Origin of the sequence: Kitasatospora sp. NPDC058048, assembly GCF_042885555.1 — a bacterium.
Taxonomy (GTDB): Bacteria; Actinomycetota; Actinomycetes; order Streptomycetales; family Streptomycetaceae; genus Kitasatospora; species Kitasatospora lactacystinica.
In genome coordinates, this window is the sequence record NZ_JBHVRT010000014.1 from 18,129 (window position 1) to 42,063 (window position 23,935).

General features: G+C 74.4%; 17 protein-coding genes. 6 read left to right on the forward strand and 11 right to left on the reverse strand.

The genetic code is table 11. The features are described from left to right. Positions 1–67: 67 nt before the first annotated feature. On the reverse strand, positions 68–472 hold the full coding sequence (locus ACFVVA_RS16735) for an ArsR/SmtB family transcription factor (protein WP_380352967.1): 405 nt from the start codon (positions 470–472) through the stop codon (positions 68–70). Between the two features lie 107 nt (positions 473–579). Between ACFVVA_RS16735 and ACFVVA_RS16740 the strand changes: the two genes are divergently transcribed. Then, entirely contained in the window at positions 580–2,577 is a 1,998-nt protein-coding gene (locus ACFVVA_RS16740; protein WP_387690140.1) for a heavy metal translocating P-type ATPase, read from the forward strand. A gap of 170 nt (positions 2,578–2,747) precedes the next feature. Here ACFVVA_RS16740 and ACFVVA_RS16745 read toward each other — a convergent pair whose 3' ends face one another. The 5 genes from ACFVVA_RS16745 to ACFVVA_RS16765 form a co-directional block, all read right to left on the reverse strand. Continuing rightward, positions 2,748–3,953 carry a cytochrome P450 gene (locus tag ACFVVA_RS16745; protein ID WP_387690142.1) on the reverse strand — a complete coding sequence of 402 codons (1,206 nt, stop codon included), beginning with the start codon at positions 3,951–3,953 and terminating at the stop codon, positions 2,748–2,750. Between the two features lie 91 nt (positions 3,954–4,044). Continuing rightward, positions 4,045–4,263 (reverse strand): ferredoxin, encoded by a 219-nt coding sequence (locus ACFVVA_RS16750; RefSeq protein ID WP_387690144.1) that lies wholly within the window; start codon positions 4,261–4,263, stop codon positions 4,045–4,047. 217 nt (positions 4,264–4,480) lie between these two features. Then, positions 4,481–4,663 carry a hypothetical protein gene (locus ACFVVA_RS16755; protein ID WP_387690146.1) on the reverse strand — a complete coding sequence of 61 codons (183 nt, stop codon included), beginning with the start codon at positions 4,661–4,663 and terminating at the stop codon, positions 4,481–4,483. A gap of 368 nt (positions 4,664–5,031) precedes the next feature. Continuing rightward, positions 5,032–5,517 (reverse strand): hypothetical protein, encoded by a 486-nt coding sequence (locus tag ACFVVA_RS16760; protein ID WP_387690148.1) that lies wholly within the window; start codon positions 5,515–5,517, stop codon positions 5,032–5,034. Between the two features lie 118 nt (positions 5,518–5,635). Next, positions 5,636–5,986 carry a hypothetical protein gene (locus ACFVVA_RS16765; protein WP_387690150.1) on the reverse strand — a complete coding sequence of 117 codons (351 nt, stop codon included), beginning with the start codon at positions 5,984–5,986 and terminating at the stop codon, positions 5,636–5,638. On the opposite strand from ACFVVA_RS16765, the gene ACFVVA_RS16770 reads away from it, so the two are divergent. Together ACFVVA_RS16770 and ACFVVA_RS16775 are read left to right on the forward strand one after the other, a co-directional pair. Continuing rightward, positions 5,985–6,797: a hypothetical protein gene (locus ACFVVA_RS16770; RefSeq protein ID WP_387690151.1), complete on the forward strand. Its 813-nt coding sequence runs from the start codon at positions 5,985–5,987 to the stop codon at positions 6,795–6,797. The two genes, ACFVVA_RS16765 and ACFVVA_RS16770, sit on opposite strands and share 2 nt — an antisense overlap. A gap of 997 nt (positions 6,798–7,794) precedes the next feature. Beyond that, positions 7,795–8,703 carry a siderophore-interacting protein gene (locus tag ACFVVA_RS16775; protein ID WP_387690153.1) on the forward strand — a complete coding sequence of 303 codons (909 nt, stop codon included), beginning with the start codon at positions 7,795–7,797 and terminating at the stop codon, positions 8,701–8,703. Positions 8,704–8,734: 31 nt separating this feature from the next. Here the strand turns inward: ACFVVA_RS16775 and ACFVVA_RS16780 are convergent, their stop codons facing one another. The 5 genes from ACFVVA_RS16780 to ACFVVA_RS16800 all read right to left on the reverse strand — a co-directional run bounded on the left by ACFVVA_RS16780 (position 8,735) and on the right by ACFVVA_RS16800 (position 17,183). Further along, positions 8,735–10,294: a hypothetical protein gene (locus tag ACFVVA_RS16780; protein ID WP_387690155.1), complete on the reverse strand. Its 1,560-nt coding sequence runs from the start codon at positions 10,292–10,294 to the stop codon at positions 8,735–8,737. 160 nt (positions 10,295–10,454) lie between these two features. Beyond that, positions 10,455–11,180, reverse strand: a complete 726-nt coding sequence (gene narI / locus ACFVVA_RS16785; protein WP_387690156.1) for a respiratory nitrate reductase subunit gamma — start codon at positions 11,178–11,180, stop codon at positions 10,455–10,457. Then, on the reverse strand, positions 11,180–11,914 hold the full coding sequence (gene narJ / locus ACFVVA_RS16790) for a nitrate reductase molybdenum cofactor assembly chaperone (RefSeq protein WP_387690158.1): 735 nt from the start codon (positions 11,912–11,914) through the stop codon (positions 11,180–11,182). The genes narI and narJ overlap by 1 nt, the downstream gene beginning before the upstream one ends. Then, positions 11,911–13,503, reverse strand: coding sequence for a nitrate reductase subunit beta (gene narH / locus ACFVVA_RS16795; RefSeq protein WP_387690159.1), 1,593 nt, complete (start codon positions 13,501–13,503; stop codon positions 11,911–11,913). Before narH ends, narJ begins: the two co-directional genes overlap by 4 nt. Beyond that, on the reverse strand, positions 13,503–17,183 hold the full coding sequence (locus ACFVVA_RS16800) for a nitrate reductase subunit alpha (RefSeq protein WP_387690161.1): 3,681 nt from the start codon (positions 17,181–17,183) through the stop codon (positions 13,503–13,505). Before ACFVVA_RS16800 ends, narH begins: the two co-directional genes overlap by 1 nt. Positions 17,184–17,319: 136 nt before the next feature. Between ACFVVA_RS16800 and ACFVVA_RS16805 the strand changes: the two genes are divergently transcribed. From ACFVVA_RS16805 to ACFVVA_RS16815, 3 genes are all read left to right on the forward strand, one after another. Further along, positions 17,320–18,315 carry a tellurite resistance/C4-dicarboxylate transporter family protein gene (locus ACFVVA_RS16805; protein WP_387690163.1) on the forward strand — a complete coding sequence of 332 codons (996 nt, stop codon included), beginning with the start codon at positions 17,320–17,322 and terminating at the stop codon, positions 18,313–18,315. 135 nt (positions 18,316–18,450) lie between these two features. Continuing rightward, positions 18,451–20,361: a glycoside hydrolase family 5 protein gene (locus tag ACFVVA_RS16810; protein WP_387690379.1), complete on the forward strand. Its 1,911-nt coding sequence runs from the start codon at positions 18,451–18,453 to the stop codon at positions 20,359–20,361. 498 nt (positions 20,362–20,859) lie between these two features. After that, a complete protein-coding gene (locus tag ACFVVA_RS16815) occupies positions 20,860–23,904 on the forward strand; it encodes an amino acid adenylation domain-containing protein (protein WP_387690165.1) in 3,045 nt (1,014 codons plus the stop codon). Positions 23,905–23,935 lie beyond the last annotated feature (31 nt).

Consider the following 23,935-nt stretch of genomic DNA (forward strand, 5'->3'; position numbering starts at 1 on the left):
CCGAAGGGACACTCGTGCGAGGCCCCGAGGACACCGCGCCTGAGGTCCGATCGGGCGCCGTGGCGCGTCAGCGCGCGGCGCCGCCGACCGGCTCGTGCTCGTCGTCCGCGTCCTGCGGGTCGACGGCGTCGCTGAGGCCCAGCCGCAGGTGCTCGATGTGGTAGACGGCCTGGTCGAGCAGTGCGGCGACGTGGTTGTCGTAGAGCGCGTAGACGACCTGCCGGCCGTTGCGGCGGCCGATGACCAGGCCGAGGTTGCGCAGCAGGCGCAGCTGGTGGGAGCAGGCGGACTGCTCCAGGCCGACCTCGGCGGCGAGTTCGGTGGCCGCGCAGGGGCCCTCGCGCAGCCGGGAGAGGATCAGCAGCCGGGAGGGCGTGGCGAGGGCTTGCAGGGTGGTGGCCACCCGGGCAGCGCTGGTCGCGTCCAGGCGCGTGTGCGGGACGGCGGTGGCGGGGGTGGCTCCATGACCCATGCGGGCCATCCTACAACTCATAGATGAACGAGCCTTCATATGTTCATGTATCGTGAACGAGTCAACGGCCCCGCCCTGCCCAGGCCTGCCCGAAGGGTCCCCCCGCCATGTCCACCACCACCCTGACCGGGCGTTCCGCGCCCCCGGCCGCGCCACGCCCGGACACCGTGCCCGCACGGCGCACCCGGGTGCTGTCGCTGCCCGAGGCCCGCTGGGCCGCCGCCGCGACCGTGCTCTTCCTGATCGCCCTGCCGCTCCAGCTGACCGGCGCCCCCGCCTGGGCCTGGGGCCCGCTGTACGCCCTCGCGTACGCCACCGGCGGCTGGGAGCCCGCCTGGGCCGGGCTCCAGGCACTGCGGGAGAAGACCCTCGACGTCGACCTGCTGATGATCGTGGCCGCGCTCGGCGCCGCCGCCGTCGGGCAGGTCATGGACGGCGCGCTGCTGATCGTCATCTTCGCCACCTCCGGCGCCCTGGAGGCGCTGGCCACCGCCCGTACCGCCGACTCGGTGCGCGGACTGCTCGACCTCGCCCCGGCCACCGCCACCCGGCTGCTGCCCGACGGCGGCGAGGAGACCGTGCCCACGGAGGAGCTCGCCATCGGCGACACCGTGCTGGTGCGGCCCGGTGAACGGATCGGCGCCGACGGGCGGGTGCTCGACGGCGCGAGCGAGGTCGACCAGGCCACCATCACCGGCGAGCCGCTGCCCGTCGTCAAGGAGACCGGCGACGAGGTGTTCGCCGGGACCCTCAACGGCACCGGGGCGCTGCGGCTGCGGGTCGAGCGGGACGCCTCGGACACCGTGATCGCCCGGATCGTCCAGCTGGTCGAGGAGGCCTCCGGGACCAAGGCACCCACCCAGCTGTTCATCGAGAAGGTCGAGCAGCGCTACTCGCTCGGCATGGTGGCCGCCACCCTCGCGGTCTTCGCGGTCCCGCTGGCCTTCGGTGCGGCCTTCACCGGCTCGCTGCTCCGGGCGATGACCTTCATGATCGTCGCCTCCCCGTGCGCGGTGGTGCTGGCCACCATGCCGCCCCTGCTCTCCGCCATCGCCAACGCCGGACGGCACGGCGTCCTGGTCAAGTCCGCCGTCGTGATGGAGCGTCTGGGCCAGGTCGACGCCGTCGCACTGGACAAGACCGGCACCCTCACCGAGGGCACCCCGCGCCTCACCGACCTCCGGCCGCTCACCGGCTCCGGCCTCTCCGAGGAACGGCTGCTGGCGCTGGCGGCCGCGGCCGAGCACCCCAGCGAGCACCCGCTGGCCCGCGCCGTCGTCGACGCCGCCCGCACCCGCGGCCTGACCCCGGCCGCCGCCGAGGACTTCACCTCCACCCCCGGCGTCGGCGTCACCGCCACCGTCGACGGCCGGGTCCTCGCCGTCGGCGCGCCGGCCCGGCTGATCCTGGGGCGCACCGACGCCGCCTCCGCCGAAGCCGCCGCGCTGGCAGCGGAGTTGGAGGAGGGCGGGCGCACCGCCGTCCTGGTCGAGGCGGACGGCGTACCGGTCGGCGTGCTCGGCCTCGCCGACCGGCTGCGCCCGGACGCCGCCGCCACCGTCGCGTCCCTGCGGGCGCTGACCGGCACCGCGCCGATGCTGCTCACCGGCGACAACCCGCGCGCCGCCGCCCACTTGGCCGCCGAGGTCGGCATCACCGACGTCCGGGCCGGACTGCTGCCGCAGGACAAGGTCGCCGCCGTCCGGGAGCGGGAGGCGGCCGGAGGCAAGGTGCTGGTGGTCGGCGACGGCGTCAACGACGCGCCCGCGCTGGCCGCCGCCCACGCCGGCCTCGCGATGGGCCGGGCCGGCTCCGACCTCGCCCTGGAGACCGCCGACGCGGTGATCGTCCGCGACGAACTCGCCACCGTCCCGGCCGTGGTGGCGCTCTCCCGGCGGGCCCGCTCCTTCGTGGTGCAGAACCTGGTGATCGCCTCGGTGTTCATCACCGTCCTGGTCGTCTGGGACCTGGTCGCCACCCTCCCGCTGCCGCTGGGCGTGCTCGGCCACGAGGGCTCGACCGTCATCGTCGGCCTCAACGGCCTGCGACTGCTGCGCGAGAGCGCCTGGAGCAGGGCCCGGGGGCAGCGGGAGGCCCTCGACTGAACGGTTCTGCGCGGAACTTCAACGAGGGGCGGGGTCCGATCGGGGCGGTTTCGGACCCCGCCCCTCGCGCGCACGCCGTCACCGCAGCCGCTCTCGTCATCCGGCTCCGCACATGATCGCCCGGACAGCTCCGCCCGGTACTCCGGTGAGAGTTCTCCAATGGGCCCCGCTCACCAGGTCACGGGCAGTGACCGCATCCCGTAGATGAACGACTCGGTACGGAATTCGCGCTCGCCGGCAGGCCGCAGCCCCGGCAGCCGGCGGAACAGCGTCTCCAGGGCGATCTGGAGTTCGGCGCGGGCCAGCGGCTGGCCCAGGCACTGGTGCACGCCGAAGCCGAACGCCAGGTGCCGCCGGGCGTCCCGGTACAGGTCCAGCTCGTCCGTCGCCCGATGGCCGGCGCCGCCGAACGCCGCCTCGTCCCGGTTGGCGGTGGAGAGCATCGCCATCACGCCCTCCCCGGCCCGGACGGTGACGCCGCCCAGCTCCACGTCCTCCAGCGCCACCCGGGGCAGGCCGGTGTGCACGATGGTCAGCAGCCGCAACAGCTCCTCCACCGCGCCCGGCAGGGTGGCCGGGTCGGCCAGGCCGGGGATCTGCTCGGGGTGCTCCAGCAGCAGCGCGGTCGACAGCGCGATCATGTTCGCGGTCGTCTCGTGCCCGGCGATCAGCAGCAGCACGCCCATGGCGGCCGCGTCGTCCGGGGTCAGGTCGTCCCGCGCCGCGAGTCGGCTGAGGACGTCGTCCTCCGGCTGTGCGCGCTTGCGGGCCGTCAGGTCGCGCAGGTAGTCCAGGACCTCCTCCTGGGCCTCCCGGAGCTGCTCCACGGTGCTCTCCTGGTTGAGCATCGTGCGGCTCAGGCTCTGGAAGCGGTCGTGGTCCTCGTACGGCACGCCGAGCAGCAGGCAGATCACCAGCGAGGGCACCGGCAGCGCGAAGTCGGTGACCAGGTCGGCCGTGGTCCGGCCCGCGGTCATCCGGTCCAGTGCCTCGTCCACGATCCGCTGGATCTCCGGGCGCAGCACCTCCACCCGCTTGACCAGGAATTCCCCGGTGAGCATGCGGCGCTGGCGGGCGTGCTCGGGGTCGTCGAGCCGCAGGAAGTCCGGATTGTCGGTGATCAGCTCGCGAGCGCCGGCGACCAGCAGCGGGAAGGCCGGGTGGCGTATGTCGGCACTGAACCGGCGGTCGGACAGCACGGTGCGGACCTCGGCGAGGCCGGTGACCAGCCAGCAGAGGTCGCCGTCGGGCAGCTTGGCCCTGGTCACCGGCCCGGTGGCGGCGGCCTCGGAGTACGCGGGCGGCGGGCCGAACGGGCAGCCGCCGGAGTGCCGGGCCGGCACTGGGAGGACGGGGGTGGTGGGTGCGGTGGTCAAGGCGGGGGTCTCCTCACGTCGCGGGTGTTCTCGTGGGGTTCGGGGCCCGGGAAGGTTCCCGGCGGCCTGCGGGGCCGGCGGCGGGGGTCCGTCAGGCCCCGGTCCGCGCGGGCTCGTCCCCGGTGACGGTGATCGCCCGGCCCGGGCAGAGCTCGGAGGCGAGTCTGACGTCGTCGAACTGCTCGGGCAGCAGGACGATTTGACGGAGCATCACCAGACTGTCCCGGTCGTCCTGGTCGAAGACCGCGGGGGCGTTCGTCACGCACAAGCCGGAGCTGCAGCAACGGTCCCGGTCGACGCTCACCTGCATGTCGGGCACCTTTCGCCAGGGCGGCGCCGGCTGCCCGGCGGCCGCCTCTCGTTGTCACGGTCAAACTAGCCGTCGCCGGTCCGTTTACGGACGGGTACGGTGGCCGGACCGAGAACGGCTGATTCGGCCCCTGTGGGTGAACCCCCATGGCGGCACAATGCGTTCAACCCGCGGTACTTCGCCGGGCGGGTCGGCGGACCCGTCCACACGGACGGCCTCACAAGCCTTCGGCGGTGGCCAACTCCCGTACGGAGGCCACCGTGTCGGCCTCGGCGGCGCTCTCGTCCGGCCGGTAGCGCACCACCCGGGCGCACCGCAGGGCCGGCCCGGCGGGGTGGCGGCGGCTGCGCCGGAGGCCGTCGAAGGCGACCTCGACGACCGGTTCCGGCCGGACCGGCACCGTCCCGGGCGTCCCGCCCGGTCTCCCGGGCGAGCAACTCGGCGGTCTGCCGGGCGAGCGTCCGGTCGGTCGGCCCCTTGAAGGTCTTGCCGAGCATCACCCACGGGCCGAGCCCCGGCTCGCCCGCCGCCCGGGCGGCCGGCGAGGCCCTCGGGCGGTCCCTAGGCGGTCGCAGCACCAAGATCCACCTGGGCGCGGGGGGCCGCTGCCGGGCGTTGGCCCTGGCCATCGCGCCGGGACAATGCGCCGACTGCACCCAGTTCGAGCCCGTCATGGACAAGATCCGGGTTCCGCGTCTCACGACCGGCCGCCCTCGCACCACGCCTGACAGCGTCAGTGCCGACAAGACACCCCAGGCGGCTACGGGGTCAAGCAGCTGCGGCGAGCGGTGACGGCTTTGGTGGGGTGAACGCAAACGTCTCATCGAACTTCTGGCGGCTGGTCAGGCAGTGGCGGAGCCGGCCGAGCGTGCGGTTGAACAGGTTTCGCAGGGCCGCGTAGTAGCGGTCGCCGGTCTCCCGTCGGCGGTGCTTGCCGGAGTAGTTAGGCCGATTCGCCTTCCCGGTGCGGCGCTGGGTGGGGATCAAGGTGCCGTCGATCAGCACGACCCCTTCGCCCCGCGCGGCGATCCTGCGAAGCGCCCGGTCCAGGCGCGGAGCCTTCGCGGCGAGCAGGTCGATCATCTCGTCGCGCCAGCGCCGCAGGGTCGACTCGGGCACGCTGTTGCCGCCGGCCAGGTCCAGCAGGCGCTGGTCATGCCGCAGCATCGCCGGCACCAGCACCGCTGTCCGGCCCGCAGGCTGCGACCGGAACGGGGATCGGATCGCCTTCAGGCGAGGATCGCAGCAGGTCACGGAGTAGACGTTGGTGCTCGTGGACAGGTCCAGGCGGCATTGGTGGACAAGGGAGTTGCCCTCGGCGGGCTCGTCGGTATTCGTCGCACTACTCCAACGGCCGCCGGGGGCAACGTGGTTACGGCCGACACTCCGCGGCGCCGCAGGTCACAGGCGCGTGGTGAATTTGCCGTCGGGCAGCTTGCGCAGCCGGCCCGGCGAGCTTGGACAGCTTCCCGCGCAGCGGCTCCAGCTTGCCCCACACCGCTACCTCCAGCCCGAGTTCCTCGCCGACCTGCTTGACCGCCACCGGCCCGCCCGCGTCGCGCACGATCGCGAGGATGCGCTGGTGGTCCGGTGGCAGCGTGTCATCACCAACTCCGAAGTTGGCGGATCCTCTCTCTGGACGGAACCGGCTGAGCCCGTCAGACTTTCGCCGTCCGGGCGCGGCTGACCGGCCGTCGACCATGACGTGGAGCAATGGGGACATGGAAGTCACGTTCAGGCAGTTCTATGACACGGTCAGGACGGCCATCAGTGGTGACGAGAGGCAGCGAGGCGGCGCCCTGCAACGGCTGTTGACACGCGCGTCCGAGTTCGGGCCGGCGTGGATGGAAGCTCACTTGCACGCCATGCTGGCTGATGTCGAGGCGGCGTACGACGAGAGCAGCGCGCTCAGGCACCTGAGCAAGGCCGTGGACCTCGGCTGGAACGACTGCGTCGCCATGTGGTCCGGCGGTGGGTTCCACCGACTCGCAACCTCGTTCACAGTCCCGACCGCGACGGATATCTCGACCGGGAACAGCCTCCTGGACAGGATTGGTCCTCCGACCGCGATTGCATTCAACCTGCTCTATCGCCGTATCACAGTCTCGCCGGCCGACCTGGAGGAACTCCAGTGGCTCCACAGGGAGACGGATCAGGTCATACAGGAGATGTTCTCGGTCACGGTCGACAACATCGGCCGCGTTGACGGGATGCTGACGGAAATCCCCCAGTGCCCGGTGCCCGGCCGCGCCACTCACAGTGTTGGCGTCCGCGGCGCCCGGGCCTTCCTGGCAGTTGTACAACTGTGGGAGCGGCAACTGATCGGTGCCGAGGACCTTCGCCGCAACACAATGCAGGCCGCGGTCGACCTCATTGGCGGCCCCGACTACTCCTACTGGGATCAACAACGAGACGGATCCCGTGCAGACAACTTGGCTGCCGATCGGCGCCTCGCCGTCGCCCGGCGCAGCTTCCGGCCGTCCCCGAGACTCTCGGCGGTGCCGGAGAAGGCTCCGGCATATCGTCGCCTCTGATTCCGTCCGCGAGTCGGAGCAGCGTGCGCGTGTGGAAGTGATCGGTCAAAGCTTCGAGCAGGCGCCGACGGCGGGTCAACGCGCCGAAGTCGCAGTTGAGGTTTCCATGATCGCTTCTGCCCAGCTCCGGGAGACCTGAGAAGTGCCCTCCTCCTTTCCGAGCAGGTTGGTCACGAAGAATTGCGAGGAATTGGACGAGTTTGAGGTCCAGTTGAAGGACTTGACCCGGCCGCCCTCCCCTTGGAATACGGAGAATCCCACGCATTCCGCCCGAGGCACACCGGCGAGCCTCGCGCAGTCGGGCTTCCAGGACGGCTTCGGCCAGCAGGGCGTCCGCGTCGGAAAGGGCGCTGAGGCCGTCCCAGTCCAGGCGCAGGAGGGGGCGGCCGAGCGCGTGCGCGGTCGCCGCGGCGACGGTCTCGGCTTCCCCGCCGACGTGCCCGGGCCGGTGGCGGACGTGGACGGGGCAGCGATCGGGTGCGCCCAGGATCGCCGCGAGGCGGTCGGCGGTCGCCTGGGCCGGGCCCGGAAGCGGTGGCGGCGTCGGGAGGGGGTTCAGGAACGGGCGCAGCCGACGAGGGAACGCGTCGTGGACGAGGAGGTGGTCGGCGGCCCGGTCGGGAACGCACAGGGCTCTGGACAGGAAAGGGCGTCCGGAGTCCTCCACGGCCGGCAGCCCGCCGGAGCGCAACGGCCCGGTGGGCGAGACGACGGCCCTCGCGGTGGTCGAGAAGGGGGACACACCGCTGAGGGTGAGGGTGAGGGCGACGGTCGCGTGCGGAAGCGTCGGGTCGTCGTTGAGGCAGGCGTAGAACCGTTCGAAGCGGCGTCCAGGTCGGGGGCGAGCGCGACGAGGAACACCGACAGGAGTCCGCCCGTCCGGCCCGTCCGGAACGGAGGTCGGGACCCGGGGACGGTCCGGCCCCGTGCTCGCACGGACCGCCGCGGGCGGGTGTTCGCGGCAGAAATATTAGGTTAGCCTCACCTAAGCTGCGATGTGCGTCGGGAGAGTACGAACCGGCGCGGCCGCGGCGTCCGCCCGTACCGATGGAAGGAGCCCGCCCTGTCCACCGTCACCGCTCCCGCCCGCTTCGCGCTCTTCCCCCTGCGCGTCGCCCGCACCGCGCGCCTCACGCCGCACCTGGTCCGGATCACGCTCACCGGGGAGAGCCTCACCGGGTTCGTCAACGGCGGCCTCGACCAGCGGATCAAGCTGCTGCTGCCGCTCGCCGGCCAGACCGAGCCGCTGATCCCGCCCGGCGACGGCGACTTCGGCTGGTACCACAGCTGGCGGGAGATGTCCCCGGAGGTGCGCCCGGTGCTGCGGACCTACACCGTCCGCGGCCGGCGCCGCGAGCCCGACGAGATCGACATCGACATCGCCGTGCACGGGGACGCCGGCCCGGGCTCCCGATGGGCCGTCAGGGCCGCCCCGGGCGATCGGGTGGCGGTGTACGGGCCGGCCGTCGAGCGGGCCGGCGGGGTGGAGTTCACCCTGCCCGCCGACCCGGACTGGGTGCTGCTGGCCGGGGACGAGTCGGCGCTGCCGGCCATCGCCGCCATCCTGGAGGAGCTGCCCGGGGACCTTCCCGTCCGGGTCTTCGCCGAGGTGGACGGGCCGGGGGAGGAGGCCTACCTGTCGCCTGGCCGCGCCGGCGTCGAGACCGTCTGGATTTACCGCCGGGACGGCGCGCCGGGCCTGACCGGGGCGGTGCGCGCCGCCGAACTGCCGGGCGGCCGGCCGTACGCCTGGATCGCCGGGGAGGCGGCCGGGGTCCGCGAGCTGCGCCGCCACCTGGTCGGCGAGCGGGGGATGGACCGGCGCGCGGTCTGCTTCATGGGGTACTGGCGGGCCGGGCGCACCGAGGACCAGCGCGGCGAGGACGGCCCGGAGGAGGAGGCGTAGGGCCGGTTCGGCAGGGAGCGGTCCGGAGGCGTCAGCCGGTGGCGCCGCGCCGCCGCTCCTCCGGCAGCGGCACGATCGGGACGACCGGTTCCGGGCCGACCGCGCGGATCCGTCCGACCGCCGTCGGCCACCCCGTCCACGCCACCGGAACCCGTCCGTCGTGCCAGGACAGGGCGAGCGCGGAGCCCGACTCCAGCGACACCTTCCGTCGGCGGAGCGGTTCGAGGCGGTCGGGGCCGGCGAAGGCTCCGGGGGAGAGGCGGAGCCGGTCGAGGCCGTCGATGCCGACCGAGACCAGGTCCCAGCCGTCCCTGCGCCCGCCGCCGTCGGTGGGCGGTACGGCGAACTGGACGGTGGCCCCGGCGGTCGAGCGCTCGTGCTGGTGCTCGTCGAAGTCGACCGACAGCAGCCGCAGGACGGCCGTCCGGGGCAGCTTCGGTGGCGACTCGGGCGGTGGGGTCCAGGGCCCGGGCGGTCGCGGGCCGGAGCGCCGGGTCAGTTCGACGGCCAGCTTCCGGGCCCAGGCGCCGGTCGGGCCGCGGCGGCTGTTCACGTGGAGGATCCCGGCGAACCAGTCGGTCAGCGGCTCCCCGCCGCGTTCCACCCAGCGCAGGATCAGCCGGCGGAACGCCCGTCCGCCCTGCGCGCCGGCGGCGAGCAGTTCCGTTCCGGCGCCTTCGAAGACCCGGCAGAGCGTGAGGATGTGCCGCTGGTCGACCCGTTCCACCCCGCGGGCGCGGGAGATGCCGGCCAGCGCCTGCCGTACCAGCGCGGAGGCCAGCCGGCTGCTCGCGTGGTGGGGGACGCCGAGGGCGAAGGCCGGGCCGAGCGGCCACTCCTCGGGGCGGCGCCCGCGGTGGTGGCGAGGTGTCACGGCGGCGGCGGCCCGGCCGGGTTCGCTGAGGTGCCAGAAGGCGTCACCGATCCGCAGGACGGCGCGCTCGGCGACCAGCCGGCCGTGCTCGCCGGCCAGCACCTCGACCCGGCCGTTCCCGGTGTGCCAGGTGAGGGCGCCGGTGGGGCCGCTGCCGCTGGTGAAGGAGAGCTCGGAGACGGCTTCGAGTTCGATGCCCAGCCGGGCCCCGGCACGGACGCGTTCGCCGGCGTCGTACCGGCGCGGCAGCTGAACCGTCAGGGCCGCGTCGAGCCGGTCCCGGCGGAACTCCGCTTCGAGGCCGAGGAACCGGCAGTCCGCCGGATCGTACGGGGAGAGGGCGGCTCGGGCGTCCTCGCCGAGGGGCTGGCTCCAGGGCGGCGCGATGTGGCCCCAGGTGTCCCAGGAGGGCAGGGCCGGATCCTCGGGCCGCGGGGGGAGCAGCAGCCCCGCCGTGCCCGGGTCCTCCGCCGCCCAGGCGTGGCGGTCCTCGCCGTGGCCGGCGATCCACCGCAGCGTCCGCCGGGCGAGCAGCTCCCGCCCCGTCCCGGGGCGGGCGGCGAGGGCGGCGACGGCCGGTTCGACATCGCTCCAGAAGCTCGTCTCCCGGGCGATCAGGGCCCGGTCGAAGGTGCGGGCGTCGACGGCGGCGGCGGCGACCCGGGCGAACGTGCGGTCGATCAGCCGGGCCAGGGCGCGCAGTGCTGTTGACGGCACGATCCCCCCACTGGTGTCGCCGTACGGGCGTGGGCTCGATGGTACGGAGCCCGCCGGCCGTCCGGAGCCCGTTGGGGGATTTCGGCCCGCCGGGGCCCGCCGGGGCCCACCGGGGCCCGCCGGAGCCTGCTGGGCCTGCTGGGCCCGGCCGGACGCCGGCTCAGGTGTCGATGCCCTCCCAGCCGCGGCGCGGCGCGCGCTCGGCCGGCTGCCCGGCGGGGCGGCTGCGGTAGACCAGGTACGGGCGGAACAGGTAGAACCACGGCGCGCTGAACATGTGCACCAGCCGGGTGTACGGCACGACGGCGATCACCAGCATGCCGAGCACGGCGTGGGCCTGGTAGGTGGTGGGGACGCCGGCCCACAGGCCGGTGTCGGGCCGCAGGGTGAACAGGCTGCGGGCCCAGGGGGCGATGGTGGAGCGGTAGTCGTAGCCCCCGCTCGGGCCGGAGTTGGTGAGTTTGCTGTACAGGCCGAGGCAGATCTCGCCGAAGAGCAGCAGGTACATCGCCTTGTCGTTGCGCGTGGTGCCGCGGAAGACGGGCGTGTTGGTGCGCCGCCGGTAGAGCAGGGTGGCGAGCCCGGCCACCGCCAGGACGCCGGCGGCGGTACCGCCGATCAGCGAGAGCAGGTGGTAGGCGTGCTCGTCGATGCCGAGGGCGTCCGTCCAGCCCGCGGGGACGAACAGGCCGAGCAGGTGTCCGGCGAGGACGAGGAGGATGCCGTAGTGGAAGGCGGGCGAGGCCAGGTTGAGCAGCCGGGACTCGTACACCTCGCTGGAGCGGGTGGTCCAGCCGAACCGGTCGTAGCGGTGCCGCCAGAGCAGTCCGAGGACGAGGGAGGCGAAGGCGAGGTAGGGCAGCACGCCCCACAGGAAGGCGTCCATCAGCGGTCTCCGGTGATCACGGGGAGCTGGTGCAGGTGTCCGTAGGGCGCGAGCGGTCCGTCCGCCGGCGGCTGCCCGTGCGGCGGAAGGCCGCTCCCGGCGCCGACCTCTTCGCGGGGCGGGCCTGAGCGGGCGAGGGCGAGGGCCTGGGCGCGGTCGGCGGGGCTCGGGCCCGGCAGGGTGGCGCAGACGGCTTCGAGCGGGCCGGCGTAGGGGGTGCCGGCCTCCAGCAGGGCCAGGCGCAGCAGTTCCAGTCCGGGCCGGTGGTCGCGCAGCAGGTCGTCGGTGCGGGTGGCGGCGGCGAACTCCAGGACGACCGGGAGGAAGTCCGGCAGTTCGCCGTCGAGCTGGTCCAGGCCGTGGCGCCGGTAGGTGTCGCGGAACCGGAGCAGGGCGGCGCCGCGCCGCCGGGTGTCGCCGTCGGTCCACCAGCTGAGGTGGAGGCTGTGGCGCTCGGTGAAGTCGAAGACCTCGACGTAGTGCTCGGCCAGGGCGGCCGGGCCGATGCGTTCGGCGTGGTCGAGGAAGCGCAGCAGCCCGTCGGCCCCGGGGAGGGTTCCGGCGAAGACCCCCGGGAGGGCGAGGGCCTCGCGCAGCAGCGGCAGCCGCTCGTACAGCTCGGCGTCCGGGTGGACGAGGCAGAGCGCGGCGGCCTGGCGGACCACGGCGCGGCGGTGGGCGCCGCGGCTGTTCGGGCCTCCCCGGCGGGTGATCCGGAGTCCTCGGCCGGTCATCGGGTGTCCTCCTCGCGGTCGGCGCGCTGGCGGCGGCGCAGCGCGTGGAAGGACTCCAGGGAGACCATCGGCAGGGCCCGGCGGCCGGAGTTCTCCCCGAACGGGCCGCTGCCGCCCGGTGCGTCCTGGTGCTCGACGGCGCATTCGGAGGGGACGGCCGACTCCTCCAGCGCGCGGGCGTCGGCGAGGGCGGCGGTGGGGACGACGTACCGCTCCTCGTACTTGGCGATGGCCAGCAGCCGGTACAGCTCCTCGATGTCCGGTGCCGTGAGCCCGACGGCGGCGGGCACGGCCGGGTCGGGTTCCTCGCCGAGGTTGCGGGCGCGCAGGTGGGTGCGCATGGCGGCGAGCCGGCCGAGGGCCGTGCGGACGGGCCCGGGGTCACCGGCGGTGAACAGCCCGGCCAGGTACTCGACGGGGATGCGCAGCGCGTCGATGGCGCCGAAGAGGTTGCCGGCGTCCTCGCCGTCGAAGCCGGTCGCGGTGAGCGCCTCGACGACGGGGGAGAGCGGTGGGACGTACCAGACCATCGGCAGGGTGCGGAACTCCGGGTGCAGCGGCAGGGCGACCCGGTGGCGGGCGATCAGGGCGTGCACCGGGGAGCGCCGGGCGGCCTCGATCCAGTCGTGGGTGATGCCGTCGCGTTCGGCTGCGGCCCGCACCGCGGGGTCGGCCGGGTCCAGGAAGACGCCCAACTGGGCCTCGTAGAGGTCCTGTTCGTTCTTCACCGAGGCGGCGGCGGTGACCTTGTCGGCGTCGTACAGCAGGACCCCGAGGTGACGCAGCCGGCCGACGCAGGTCTCCGAGCAGACGGTGGGCAGGCCGACCTCGATCCGCGGGTAGCAGAAGGTGCACTTCTCGGCCTTGCCGGTGCGGTGGTTGAAGTAGACCTTCTTGTACGGGCAGGCGGTGACGCACTGCCGCCAGCCCCGGCACTGGTCCTGGTCGACCAGGACGATGCCGTCCTCGGCGCGCTTGTACATCGCCCCGGAGGGGCAGGCGGCGACGCAGGAGGGGTTGAGGCAGTGTTCGCAGATCCGCGGGAGGTAGAACATGAAGCTCTCCTCGAAGGCGAACCGGACCTTCTCCTCGGCCTGCCGGCGGACCCGGGCGACCATCGGGTCGGCGTCGGCGTGCTCGGGCAGGCCGCCGAGGTTGTCGTCCCAGTTGGAGCTCCACTCGATCTTCATCGGCTTGGCGGTGAGCATCGAGCGCGGGGTGGCCACCGGGTAGTCGTCGCCGAGCGGGGCGTCGGTGAGCCTGTTGTAGTCGTACGTCCAGGGCTCGTAGTAGTCCTTGATCGTGGGGAGCACCGGGTTGGCGAAGATCCTGGCCAGCCGTTCGACCCGGCCGCCGGAGGTGAGGGTGAGCCGGCCCCGGCGGTTGAGGCTCCAGCCGCCCCGCCACCGCTCCTGGTCCTGCCAGCGGCGCGGGTAGCCCTGGCCGGGCCGGGTCTCGACGTTGTTGAACCAGACGTACTCGACGCCGGCCCGGGTGGTCCAGGTCTGTTTGCAGGTGACCGAACAGGTGTGGCAGCCGATGCACTTGTCGAGGTTCATCACCATCGCGACCTGTGCCATCACGCGCATCAGTACTGCACCTCCTGGGAGCGGCGGCGGATCACCGTGACCTCGTCGCGCTGGTTTCCGGTCGGCCCCAGGTAGTTGAAGCCCCAGGACAGCTGGGCGTAGCCGCCGATCAGGTGGCTGGGCTTGAGGAGGATCCGGGTGAGCGAGTTGTGGACGCCGCCGCGCCGGCCCTCCCGCTCCGTCCGGGGCACGTTGACGGTGCGGTCCTGGGCGTGGTGCAGGTAGACGGTGCCGGGCGGCATCCGGTGCGAGACCACGGCGCGGGCGACGACCGTGCCGTTGCGGTTGACCGCCTCGATCCAGTCGTTGTCGGCGACGCCGATGGCGGCGGCGTCGCGGTCGCTCATCCAGATCAGCTGGCCGCCGCGGGAGAGCGCGAGCATGAACCAGTTGTCCTGGTACTCGGAGTGGATGGACCACTTGTTGTGCGGGGTCAGGTAGCGGACCGTCACCTCCCGCTGCCCGTCCGGGCCGAGCCGGGGTTCGCCGAACAGCCGGTGCATGTCCAGCGGCGGACGGTAGACCGGCAGGGCCTCGCCCAGCTCGTGGATCCAGTCGTGGTCGAGGAAGAAGTGCTGGCGGCCGGTCAGGGTGTGCCAGGGCTTGAGGTGCTCGGTGTTGAGCGTGAACGCGGTGTAGCGCCGCCCGCCCGCCTCGCTGCCCGACCACTCCGGCGAGGTGATCACCGGGACGGGCGCGGCCCGGGTGTCCGCGTAGGTGACCCGCTTGCCCTCGTGCTCGGCCGCGAGCCGCGCCATCGGCTGCCCGGTGCGCCGCTCCAGGGTGTGGAAGCCCTGGACGGCGAGGCGGCCGTTGGTGGTGCCGGACAGTGCGAGGATCGCGTCGGCGGCCTTCACGGCGGTGTCCAGCAGCGGGCGGCCGTCCGCCGCCCCGCCCCGGGCGGTGCCGTTGGACGCGGCCAGGGCCGCGATCTCGGCGTCCGGGTGCAGCGCGATGCCCTTGGCGGGCAGGCCGAGCCGTTCGGCGAGCGGCCCGAGGGCGGCCATCTTCGCGGCGACCGCGGTGTAGTCGCGTTCGACCACGGTGAGACCGGGCAGGGTCCGCCCGGGGACGGGTGCGCAGTCGCCGGCCCGCCAGTCCGGGGCGGTGCCGCCGGGCTGGGCGGTCTCGCCGGGGGTGTCGTGCTGGAGCGCGGTGGCGACCAGGTCGCGGCGGGTGCCCAGGTGGGTGACGGCGAGCTCGCTGAACCGCTGCGCGATGGCGTGGAAGGCGTCGAAGTCGGTCCGGGCCTGCCAGGGCGGGTCGATCGCGGGGGCGAAGGCGTGGACGAACGGGTGCATGTCCGTGCTGGACAGGTCGTGCTTCTCGTACCAGGTGGCGGCCGGCAGGGTGACGTCCGACAGCAGGGTGGAGGAGGTCATCCGGAAGTCCAGCGAGAGCAGCAGGTCGAGCTTGCCCTCCGGGGCCTCGTCGCGCCAGCGCACGTCGCGCGGACGGACCGGCTCGGGGGCCTCGGCGGCGCGCAGTCCGGAGTGGGTGCCGAGCAGGTGCCGGGAGAAGTACTCGGCGCCCTTCGCGGAGGAGCCGAACAGGTTGGAGCGCCACAGGGTGAGCACCCGCGGCCAGTTCCCGGGGGCGTCCGGGTCCTCGCCGGCGAAGCGCAGCGTCCCGGCCCCGAGCTCCGCCACGGCGGAGGCCACCGGGTCCTCGGCGTCCCCGAGGTCCAGCGGGTTGCGGTCGAAGGTCGGGTAGGAGGGCATCCAGCCGGTGCGGGCGGCCTGGGCCAGGCAGTCGGCGGCGGTCATCCCCCGGAAGGCCCCGGAGCCCAGCGGGGAGGCGAGCACCTCGGCGCGAAAGTGGTCGTAGCGCCACTGGTCGGTGTGGAGGAAGAACCAGCCGGTGCCGATGGCCTGCCGCGCGGGGCGGGCCCAGTCGGCGGCCCCGGCCAGCGTCGCCCAGCCGGTGGACGGGCGGCACTTCTCCTGCCCGACGTAGTGCGCCCAGCCGCCGCCGTTGCGGCCCTGGCAGCCGGTCAGCTGGAGCAGCGCCAGGAAGGAGCGGTAGATCGTCTCGGAGTGGAACCAGTGGTTGGTGCCCGCGCCCATCAGGATCACGCAGCGGCCCCGCGACTTCTCCGCCGTGGTGGCGAACTCGCGGGCGATCCGGGCGCAGGCCGAGGCCGGCACCGAGGTGTGCCGCTGCTGCCAGGCGGGGGTGCCGGGCGCCTCGGCGTCCTCGTAGCCGGTGGGCCAGTCACCGGGCAGGCCGGGGCGGCCCACCCCGTACTGGGCGAGCAGAAGGTCGAAGACCGTGGTCACCAGCGGCCCGTCCGCGCCGCCCAGGCGGCGGGCGGGCACACCCCGGCGCAGCACCTCGCCGCGCCCCTGGCCGTGCTCGCCGCCCTCGGTGTCGAAGCGCGGCAGCAGCACCTCGACGGCCTCGCCCGCGCGTCCGTGCAGGGACAGGGCGGGCCGCAACGCGCCGAGGTCGAGGTTCCAGCGGCCCTCGCCGGACGGTGTCCAGCGGAAGCCGAGCGATCCGCCCGGGACGGCGGGTTCGCCGGTGGCCTCGTCCAGCAGCACCGTCTTCCAGTCCGCGCCCTCGCCCCCGTCGCCGAGGTCGGCCGCCCGGAGGAACTTGTGCGGCACGTACCCGCCGTCCCGCTCGGCCAGCGTGACCAGGAACGGCAGGTCGGTGTACCGCCGGACGTAGTCGGTGAAGAAGGGCACCTCGCGGTCGACGAAGAACTCCTTGAGCAGGACGTGCCCCATGCCGATCGCCAGCGCGGCGTCGGTGCCCGGGTGGGGGTGCAGCCACTCGTCGGCGAACTTCGCGTTGTCGGCGTAGTCGGGCGCCACCACCACGACCTTCTGACCGCGGTAGCGGGCCTCGGTCATCCAGTGCGCGTCGGGGGTGCGGGTGACCGGCACGTTCGAGCCCCACATCAGCAGGTACGCCGCGTCCCACCAGTCGCCGGACTCGGGCACGTCGGTCTGGTCGCCGAACACCTGCGGGGAGGCCACCGGGAGGTCCGCGTACCAGTCGTAGAACGACAGCATCGGCGCGCCGATCAGCGCGTGGTAGCGGGCGCCCGCCGCGTGGGAGACCATCGACATCGCCGGGATCGGGGAGAAGCCGGCGATCCGGTCCGGCCCGTACGCCTTGATGGTGTGCACCTGGGCGGCGGCGACGATCTCCACCGCCTCGTCCCAGGTCGCCCGCACCAGGCCGCCCTTGCCGCGGGCCCGCTGGTAGCGGCGGCGGCGCCGCGGATCGGCCTGGAGGTCCGCCCAGGCCAGTACCGGGTCCCCGAGCCGGGCCTTCGCCTCGCGGTACAGCTCCAGCAGCACCCCGCGGACGTACGGGTGGCGCACCCGGGTCGGCGAGTAGGTGTACCAGGAGAACGCCGCCCCGCGCGGGCAGCCGCGCGGCTCGTACTCCGGGCGGTCCGGGCCCACCGACGGGTAGTCCGTCGCCTGGGTCTCCCAGGTGATGATGCCGTCCTTGACGTACACCTTCCAGCGGCACGACCCGGTGCAGTTCACCCCGTGGGTGGAGTGCACGACCTTGTCGTGGCTCCACCGGTCGCGGTAGAAGGCGTCGCCCTCCCGGCCGCCCTCGACCTCCACCCGGTGCAGGTCGGCGGCGGCCCTGCCCGGGCGGAAGAACCGCCCGGCCCGCAGCAGGAGCTCTCCCGGTTCCGACGTCGACTCAGCCATGACGGACTCCTGACCACTGCTGCCCACGGATCGACCGGGGACCAAGCTATGCGGACGAAGCGGACGAACCATCACAACGGCGGCACCGGCGTGGCGGCTCCGGCCTCCCCGCCCGGAGTTCCGCTCGAATGGGCACATGAACTCTGCGACCAGCCCCCGGAGCGCGCGCCCCGACGCCCGGAACGGGTGGTGGAGCACCGTCCCGCCCGCGGCCGGGGCAGCGGTGATGGCCACCGGGATCGTCTCCGTCGGCCTCCACCTGACCGGGCAGGAGGTGCTCTCGTACGTCCTGCTGGCCCTCGCCGCCGGCCTCTGGGCGCTGCTCGCCACGGCCTTCGCCCTGACCTTCCTGAACGCCCGCGGCGAATGGACCCTCAAGGCAGCCACCCCGCCCGCCCTCACCGCCGTCGCCTCCACCGGCGTCCTCGGCACCCGGATCTCGCTGCTCGGCGAACAGGGCGCCGCCCTCGCGCTGCTCGCCCTCGCCACCCTGGCCTGGCCGTTCCTGCTGGCCTCCGTCGTGCGCCACTGGCGCCGCGGCATGCCCGGGGCGGTCTTCCTGGTCTGTGTCTCCACCCAGTCGCTCGCCGTCCTCGCCGCGACCGTCGCCCCGGCCGGCGGGCCCGACCTGCTGGCGCCCGCCGCGCTCGCCGCCTTCTGCCTCGGCCTCCTGCTCTACCTCGGGGCCCTGGTCCGCTTCGACCTCCGCCAGGTCCTCACCGGGGCCGGCGACCAGTGGGTGATCGCCGGGGCGCTGTCCATCTCGGCCCTCGCCGCCGGCAAGCTCACCGCCCTGCCGGACCGGACGCCGGGCCTCCACGACGCCCTGCGCATCGCCACCTGGGTGCTGCTCGGCCTGGCCCTCGCCGGCTACGCCGTCCTCCTGGCGGCGGAGCTGCGCAACCCGCGCCCGGACTACGACCTCCGGCGCTGGGCCACCGTGTTCCCGCTCGGCATGACCGCCGTCGCCGCCCTGACCGCCGCGACCGCGACGGGGGTGGACTGGCTGCGCCCGCTCGGCCGGGTGCTGCTGTGGATCGCGGCGGGCGCCTGGCTGCTGACGGCGGCCGGCTTCCTCGCCGCCGCGTCGCGGTGGCCCCGGGTGCGCCGCGTCCTGCGGCGCGTCCGCTGACGTTCACCCGGATTTCCCCGCGAGGACGGCACGCGCCCTTCCCGCGCCCGGGGTTCCGTCATATCGTCGTCCCCCGTCGACGGCGCCGGTGCGCCCGGTCACGGCCCGAGCCACCTCACCACAGCGGGGACGATGATGAAGAGTCTTGCGGCGCGCCTGCTCGCCCTGGCCGCGGCCCTGCCGGTGCTCGCCGTCCTGGCGGCGGGCCCCGGGGTCGCGGCGCCGGACGACGGACCCGGGGCCCGGCCGGCCGCGTCCTGGACCGGACCGCTGAGCACCCGCGGGCGCTACGTGGTGGACGCCAACGGCGAGCGCTTCAAGCTGAAGTCCGCCAACTGGGCCGGCGCGCAGGGCACCTGGCAGGGCAGCGGGAGCGCCGACGATCCGGCGAACAACCAGGCCGGGCAGGTGTCGCACAACATCCCGCTGGGCCTGGACCGGGTGCCGGTGGCCCGGCTGCTGGCCGACTTCCACGGGCTCGGCGTCAACAGCATCCGGCTGCCGTTCGCCAACGCGATGATCCACGACACCGTCCCCGTCCCGGACTCCGCCGTCGCCGCCAACCCCCAGCTGCGCGGCCGGACCCCGCTCCAGGTCTTCGACGCCGTGGTGGCCGCGCTCACCGCCGACGGCTTCGCGGTGATCCTCAACAACCACACCACGAGCTACCGCTTCTGCTGCGGCCTGGACGGCAACGAGCGCTGGAACAGCGGCCAGTCGACCGCGCAGTGGGAGGACGACTGGCTGTTCATGGTGAACCGCTACAAGGCCGACAAGCGGGTGGTCGGCGCCGACCTGCGCAACGAGGTCCGCCGGGACGTCTGGGACGACCCCAACTGGGGCCTCGGCGACGCCCACGACGAGTACGCCGCCTTCGAGGAGGCGGGCAACCGCATCCTCCGGGCCGACCCGGACCTGCTGGTCGTCATGGAGGGCATCAACTGGTACGGCGTCCCCGCCGCGGGGTTCAGCCACGGCCGCCCGATGCTCACCCCGGTGCGCAACCTCTCCAACACGCTGATCGACTCCGGGAAGCTGGTCTACTCCGCGCACTTCTACGCCTACACCGGCCCGGCCAACACCGGTGCGGGCAGCGGTCCGGGATCCACCGCCGACCCGCGCTACCAGGACTTCACCCCCGAGCAGCTCGCCCGGGTGGTGGACGACGAGGCGCTGTTCGTCACCGGGGCCGGGCAGCACTTCACCGCCCCGGTGTGGATCAGCGAGTTCGGCGCGGGCGGCCGCGGCTCGACCGACGCCAAGGAGCAGGCCTGGCTGCACGCGTTCACCGACATCCTGGTCCGCGAGGACACCGACTTCGCCGTCTGGCCGCTGGTCGGCTGGGCCGACACCACCGGCCGCCCGCTGGACAGCTGGGCGCTGCTCTCCTACGGCCCCGACGGCAGGCGCACCGGCCTCACCGACCCCGGCGACTGGCGGGCCGCCGACTGGACGAGGCTGATCGACGCCCCGGCGGCGAGCGGCCCGGTGCCCGCGGTGACCCACTGGAACATGCTCGCCCTCGACCACGGCGACCAGGACCTCTCCCGGCGGATGCTCGCCCGCGCGGACTGGAGCCCGGGCAACCGCAAGGGCAACTGCCCGGACGGCCAGCGGCTGACCGCCCTCGCCCGCGGCGACAGCCGGGCCCTGTGCACCGACGCGGGTGAACCGGCCGCCGGCAGCGGCGACTGGACCACCGTCACCGACGAGCGCTACGTCACCGGGGGCGACTGGGCGTCCGGCTACGACAAGCTCCAGTGCCCCGACCGCACCTTCGCGGTCGGCTACGGCGTGCGCGGCAACGGCATGGCCGCCCTGCTGTGCGCACCCGCGGCCGCCCCGCTGCCGCTGAACGGCCGCACCCTCTGGTTCGACCGGGGCGACAACCGGCCCGCCGCCGGCGGCTCGGTGGCGAGCGACTGGGCGCCGGGCCGCTACAAGGGCCAGTGCGCGGACGGCGAGTACCTGGCCGGTGTCGCCTCCACCTGGCAGCGCCTCCAGTACGGGGCCCCGGCCGCCCTGCTCTGCCGCCCGCTCGCCTGATCCGGAGCCCGTGCCGGGCGGTTCCGCGGCGCCACGCGGACCCGCCGGGGTGGCGCCGGGGCGGCGCGCCCCGGGCGGGCGTGGCCGGGCGAGGGTGCGGGGCCGTCGGTGCCCCGTGGTCCGGTCGGCGGGCGGTACGACGATGACGAACGATCAGAAGGCCTGCCGGGACGGCATTCCCGCAGGCTGGACGCGTTCATGACGCCTTTGTCAGCGGGGTGGACGACCCTTGACGGCGGTGGGCATCTCTGCCAACCTCTCGGCAGGTCTGGACCAAGATCGGTCTTTTTCATCGGGGGAGAGGACCGGCTCCGAACCGGTCGTGCGCAGGGGGGATCTGCGGGCCGGGAGGGTCGAGGCCGGAGCGGCCCGTCGGCCGGCCGGGGGCCGGTCGGACGCCACCCGGCGGCCGGGTCGCCAGAGCATCCGCGGCGCCGGCCACGTCGGCGCCCGGCCACGGGGAACGCGCCATTCACCGACTGCCGAATCGAGCCGCACATGCCACACTCCCTCCCCCTGCCCGCCTCGCCCTTCCAGCGGGGCGTCTGGTTCACCGAGCGCCTCGGCCAGGCGCACGGGGTGTTCCACATGCCCGTCCTGCTCTCCTTCGACCGGGTCGACGCCGAGGCCCTCGCCCGGGCCGTGTCGACGGTGACGGCACGTCACCCCGCCCTGTCCCGGGTGTTCGTGGAACGCGACGGCAGCCTCGTGCTGGAGCCCGGCCCCGCCCCGGTCCTCGACCTGGTCGACGCCTCCGAGGAGTGCGCGCGGGGCCGGGAGAAGCGGCTGGCCGAGGAGACGGCACGACCGTTCGACCTCCAGGCGGGCCCCCTGGCCCGGTTCACCCTCTACCGCGGCAGCGGTGAGGCGGCGGAACTGCTGGCCGTCGCGCACCACGCGGTCTTCGACGGGGAGTCGAAGGACGTCCTGGTGGCGGAGCTCGCCGCGGCCTACGCGCAGGCCGTGGGCGAGGCCGCCCCGGCCGCCGACCGGATCCCGTCCGCGCCCCTCTCCCCGCCCGACCCCGACCTCGTCCGCCGGGCCGCCGACTGGTACGGCCCGCGGTGGGCCGCGGCGACGGAGCCCGTCCTCCCGGGACTGCCGCACGCCGTCACGGCCCCGGCGTCCGGCGGGTCCGACGCGTGGCGGATCGACGCGCGGGGCCGGGCGGAGCTGGCCGAGGCCGCCGAGCGCTGCGGCGTCACCGTCTTCGAGTTCCTGCTCGCCGCCCTGCACGCCCTGCTGCTGCGCTACGGCGGCGAGGCCGTCCCGGTCGCCGTACCGCTGTCCGTCCGGACCCCCGAACAGGCCGGGGAGATCGGGCTGTTCGTCAACGAGCTGCCGGTGCACGCACCGGCCGGGGTGACCGCCCGGACGTCCTTCGCCGCCTTCGCCCGGGCCGTGCGGGCCGAGGTCCGTGGCGGCTACCCGTTCCGCCCGGTGCCCTTCGGCGCGGCGGTCGGCGGCCTCACACCGCGCGCCGGGCTGGCCCCCGTGTCGTTCGGCTACCGGCGCGGCGCGGCCGCGGACCCGGTGTTCCCGGGAAGCACCGTCCGGGTGGACCGCGCGGTGTTCAACGGCGCCGCCCGCAACACCCTGCACCTCCAGGCGGTCGACACCGCCGACGGGATCGCGTTCTCGCTCCAGTACGCTCCGGCGGTCCTGTCGCCGGACGCCGTGGACCGGATCGCCGGGCACTGGACGGCGCTGCTGGAGGCCGCGACGGCCGCGCCCGACACCGCGCTGAGCGCCCTGCCGCTGCTGGGCGAGTGCGAGCGGCACCTGGTGACCGAGGAGTGGAACGCCACCGCCCGGGCCTACCCGCGCGAGCGCACGGCGCTGGACCTGGTGCGGGAGCGGGCCGCCGAGACGCCGGACGCCGTCGCCGTCGGCGCGGGCACCGAGCGGCTGACCTACCGCGCGCTGGTGGAGCGGATCGACGAACTGGCCGCCGTCCTGGCCGGGGCCGGGGTCCGCCGCGGTGACGTCGTCGCCCTGCACCTGGAGCGCTCCGCCGACCTGCCCGCCGTCCTGCTCGCGGTGCACGCCGCCGGCGCCGCCTACCTGCCGCTCGACCCCGGCCACCCCGCCGAGCGGCTCGCGTTCCTGCTCGCCGACTCGGGCGCCGCCCTGCTGGTCGCCGACCGGGAGCCCGCCGCCGACGTGGTGGCGGCGGCACCGGCCGTCCTGCGCCTCGGCGGCGGCCGCACGGAACCGACGGCCCCGGGGGCGGAGCCGGCCCCGCCCGGCGACCTCGCCTACGTGCTGTACACCTCCGGCTCGACCGGGCGGCCCAAGGGCGTGGAGATCGGGCACCGGGCCCTGGTGAACCTCCTCACCTCCTTCGCGGAGCGGCTGGGCTCGGGACCGCAGGACGTCTGGCTCGGCCTGACCTCGCTCTCCTTCGACATATCCGGGCTGGAGATCCTGCTGCCGCTGGTCACCGGCGGCCGGCTGGTCCTCGCGCCGGACGGCGCCGCCCTGGACGCGCCGGGCACCGTCGGGCTGATCCGGCGGGAGGGCGTGACCCATCTGCAGGCGACCCCCTCGGGCTGGCGCGTGCTGCTCAGCGCCGGGCCGCTGCCGGCCGGGCTGACCGGGATCGTGGGCGGGGAGGCGCTGCCGCTTCCGCTGGCCCGCGAGCTCCGGGGCTCCCTCGGCCGGCTGATCAACGGGTACGGCCCGACCGAGGCGACGATCTACGCCACCTGCGCCGACGTCCCCGCGGAGCCGGACGCCGTGGTGATCGGCCGGCCGGTCGCCAACACCAGGGCGTACGTCCTGGACGCCGACGGCCTCCCGGTGCCGATCGGGATCCCCGGAGAGCTCCACCTGGGCGGCGACGGCCTCGCGGACGGCTACCGGGGGCGGCCCGAACTGACGGCGGAACGTTTCGTCGGTGACCCGTTCGCCGGTGGCCGGATGTACCGCACCGGCGACCTCGTGGCGTGGACGCGGGACGGCGAACTGGAGTTCCACGGCCGGATCGACGACCAGGTGAAGATCCGCGGCCACCGCATCGAACTCGGCGAGATCGAGGCCGCGCTGCTCGACCACCCGGCCGTCGCCGCGGCGGCCGTCGCCGTCCGCGAGCAGGCCGAGGGGGAGCCCGCCCTCGTCGGCTACCGGGTGCCCGCTCCCGGCAGCGCACCGCTGCCCGACGCGGACCTGCGGGACCACCTGCTGCGCACCCTGCCCGCGATCATGGTGCCCCGGCAGTTCGTCACCCTCGACCGCCTGCCGCTCACCCCGAGCGGCAAGCTCGACCGGCGCGCCCTGCCCGACCCGCCGCGCGCGCGGGCCGCGGGAGCGGCGGAGGCCGACGACGTCACGGCGGGCGTCCTGGCGATCTGGGAGGAGGTCCTGGGCGTCTCCGGCCTCGGCCCCGAGGACGACCTCTTCGACCACGGCGGACACTCGCTGACGATCATCCAGATCACCGCCCGGATCCGCGCCGCCTACGGGGTCGAGCTCGCCTTCGACCTGATCTTCGACGCCTCCACCCCGGCCGCCCTGGCCGCCGTCGTGCGAGAGCGGCGTTGACCGCCGCCGACCGCCCCTGCGCGTCCTCCCC

What these genes read in the sequence shown, in the direction of transcription:
- ACFVVA_RS16735 (WP_380352967.1), bottom strand. Translation starts at nt 472, where the DNA reads ATGGGTCATGGAGCCACCCCCGCCACCGCCGTCCCGCACACGCGCCTG.
- narJ (WP_387690158.1), bottom strand. Translation starts at nt 11,914, where the DNA reads ATGACCGGCCGAGGACTCCGGATCACCCGCCGGGGAGGCCCGAACAGC.
- ACFVVA_RS16765 (WP_387690150.1), bottom strand. Translation starts at nt 5,986, where the DNA reads ATGTCCCCATTGCTCCACGTCATGGTCGACGGCCGGTCAGCCGCGCCC.
- narH (WP_387690159.1), bottom strand. Translation starts at nt 13,503, where the DNA reads ATGCGCGTGATGGCACAGGTCGCGATGGTGATGAACCTCGACAAGTGC.
- ACFVVA_RS16810 (WP_387690379.1), top strand. Translation starts at nt 18,451, where the DNA reads ATGAAGAGTCTTGCGGCGCGCCTGCTCGCCCTGGCCGCGGCCCTGCCG.
- ACFVVA_RS16750 (WP_387690144.1), bottom strand. Translation starts at nt 4,263, where the DNA reads ATGCAGGTGAGCGTCGACCGGGACCGTTGCTGCAGCTCCGGCTTGTGC.
- narI (WP_387690156.1), bottom strand. Translation starts at nt 11,180, where the DNA reads ATGGACGCCTTCCTGTGGGGCGTGCTGCCCTACCTCGCCTTCGCCTCC.
- ACFVVA_RS16740 (WP_387690140.1), top strand. Translation starts at nt 580, where the DNA reads ATGTCCACCACCACCCTGACCGGGCGTTCCGCGCCCCCGGCCGCGCCA.
- ACFVVA_RS16815 (WP_387690165.1), top strand. Translation starts at nt 20,860, where the DNA reads ATGCCACACTCCCTCCCCCTGCCCGCCTCGCCCTTCCAGCGGGGCGTC.
- ACFVVA_RS16770 (WP_387690151.1), top strand. Translation starts at nt 5,985, where the DNA reads ATGGAAGTCACGTTCAGGCAGTTCTATGACACGGTCAGGACGGCCATC.
- ACFVVA_RS16800 (WP_387690161.1), bottom strand. Translation starts at nt 17,183, where the DNA reads ATGGCTGAGTCGACGTCGGAACCGGGAGAGCTCCTGCTGCGGGCCGGG.
- ACFVVA_RS16805 (WP_387690163.1), top strand. Translation starts at nt 17,320, where the DNA reads ATGAACTCTGCGACCAGCCCCCGGAGCGCGCGCCCCGACGCCCGGAAC.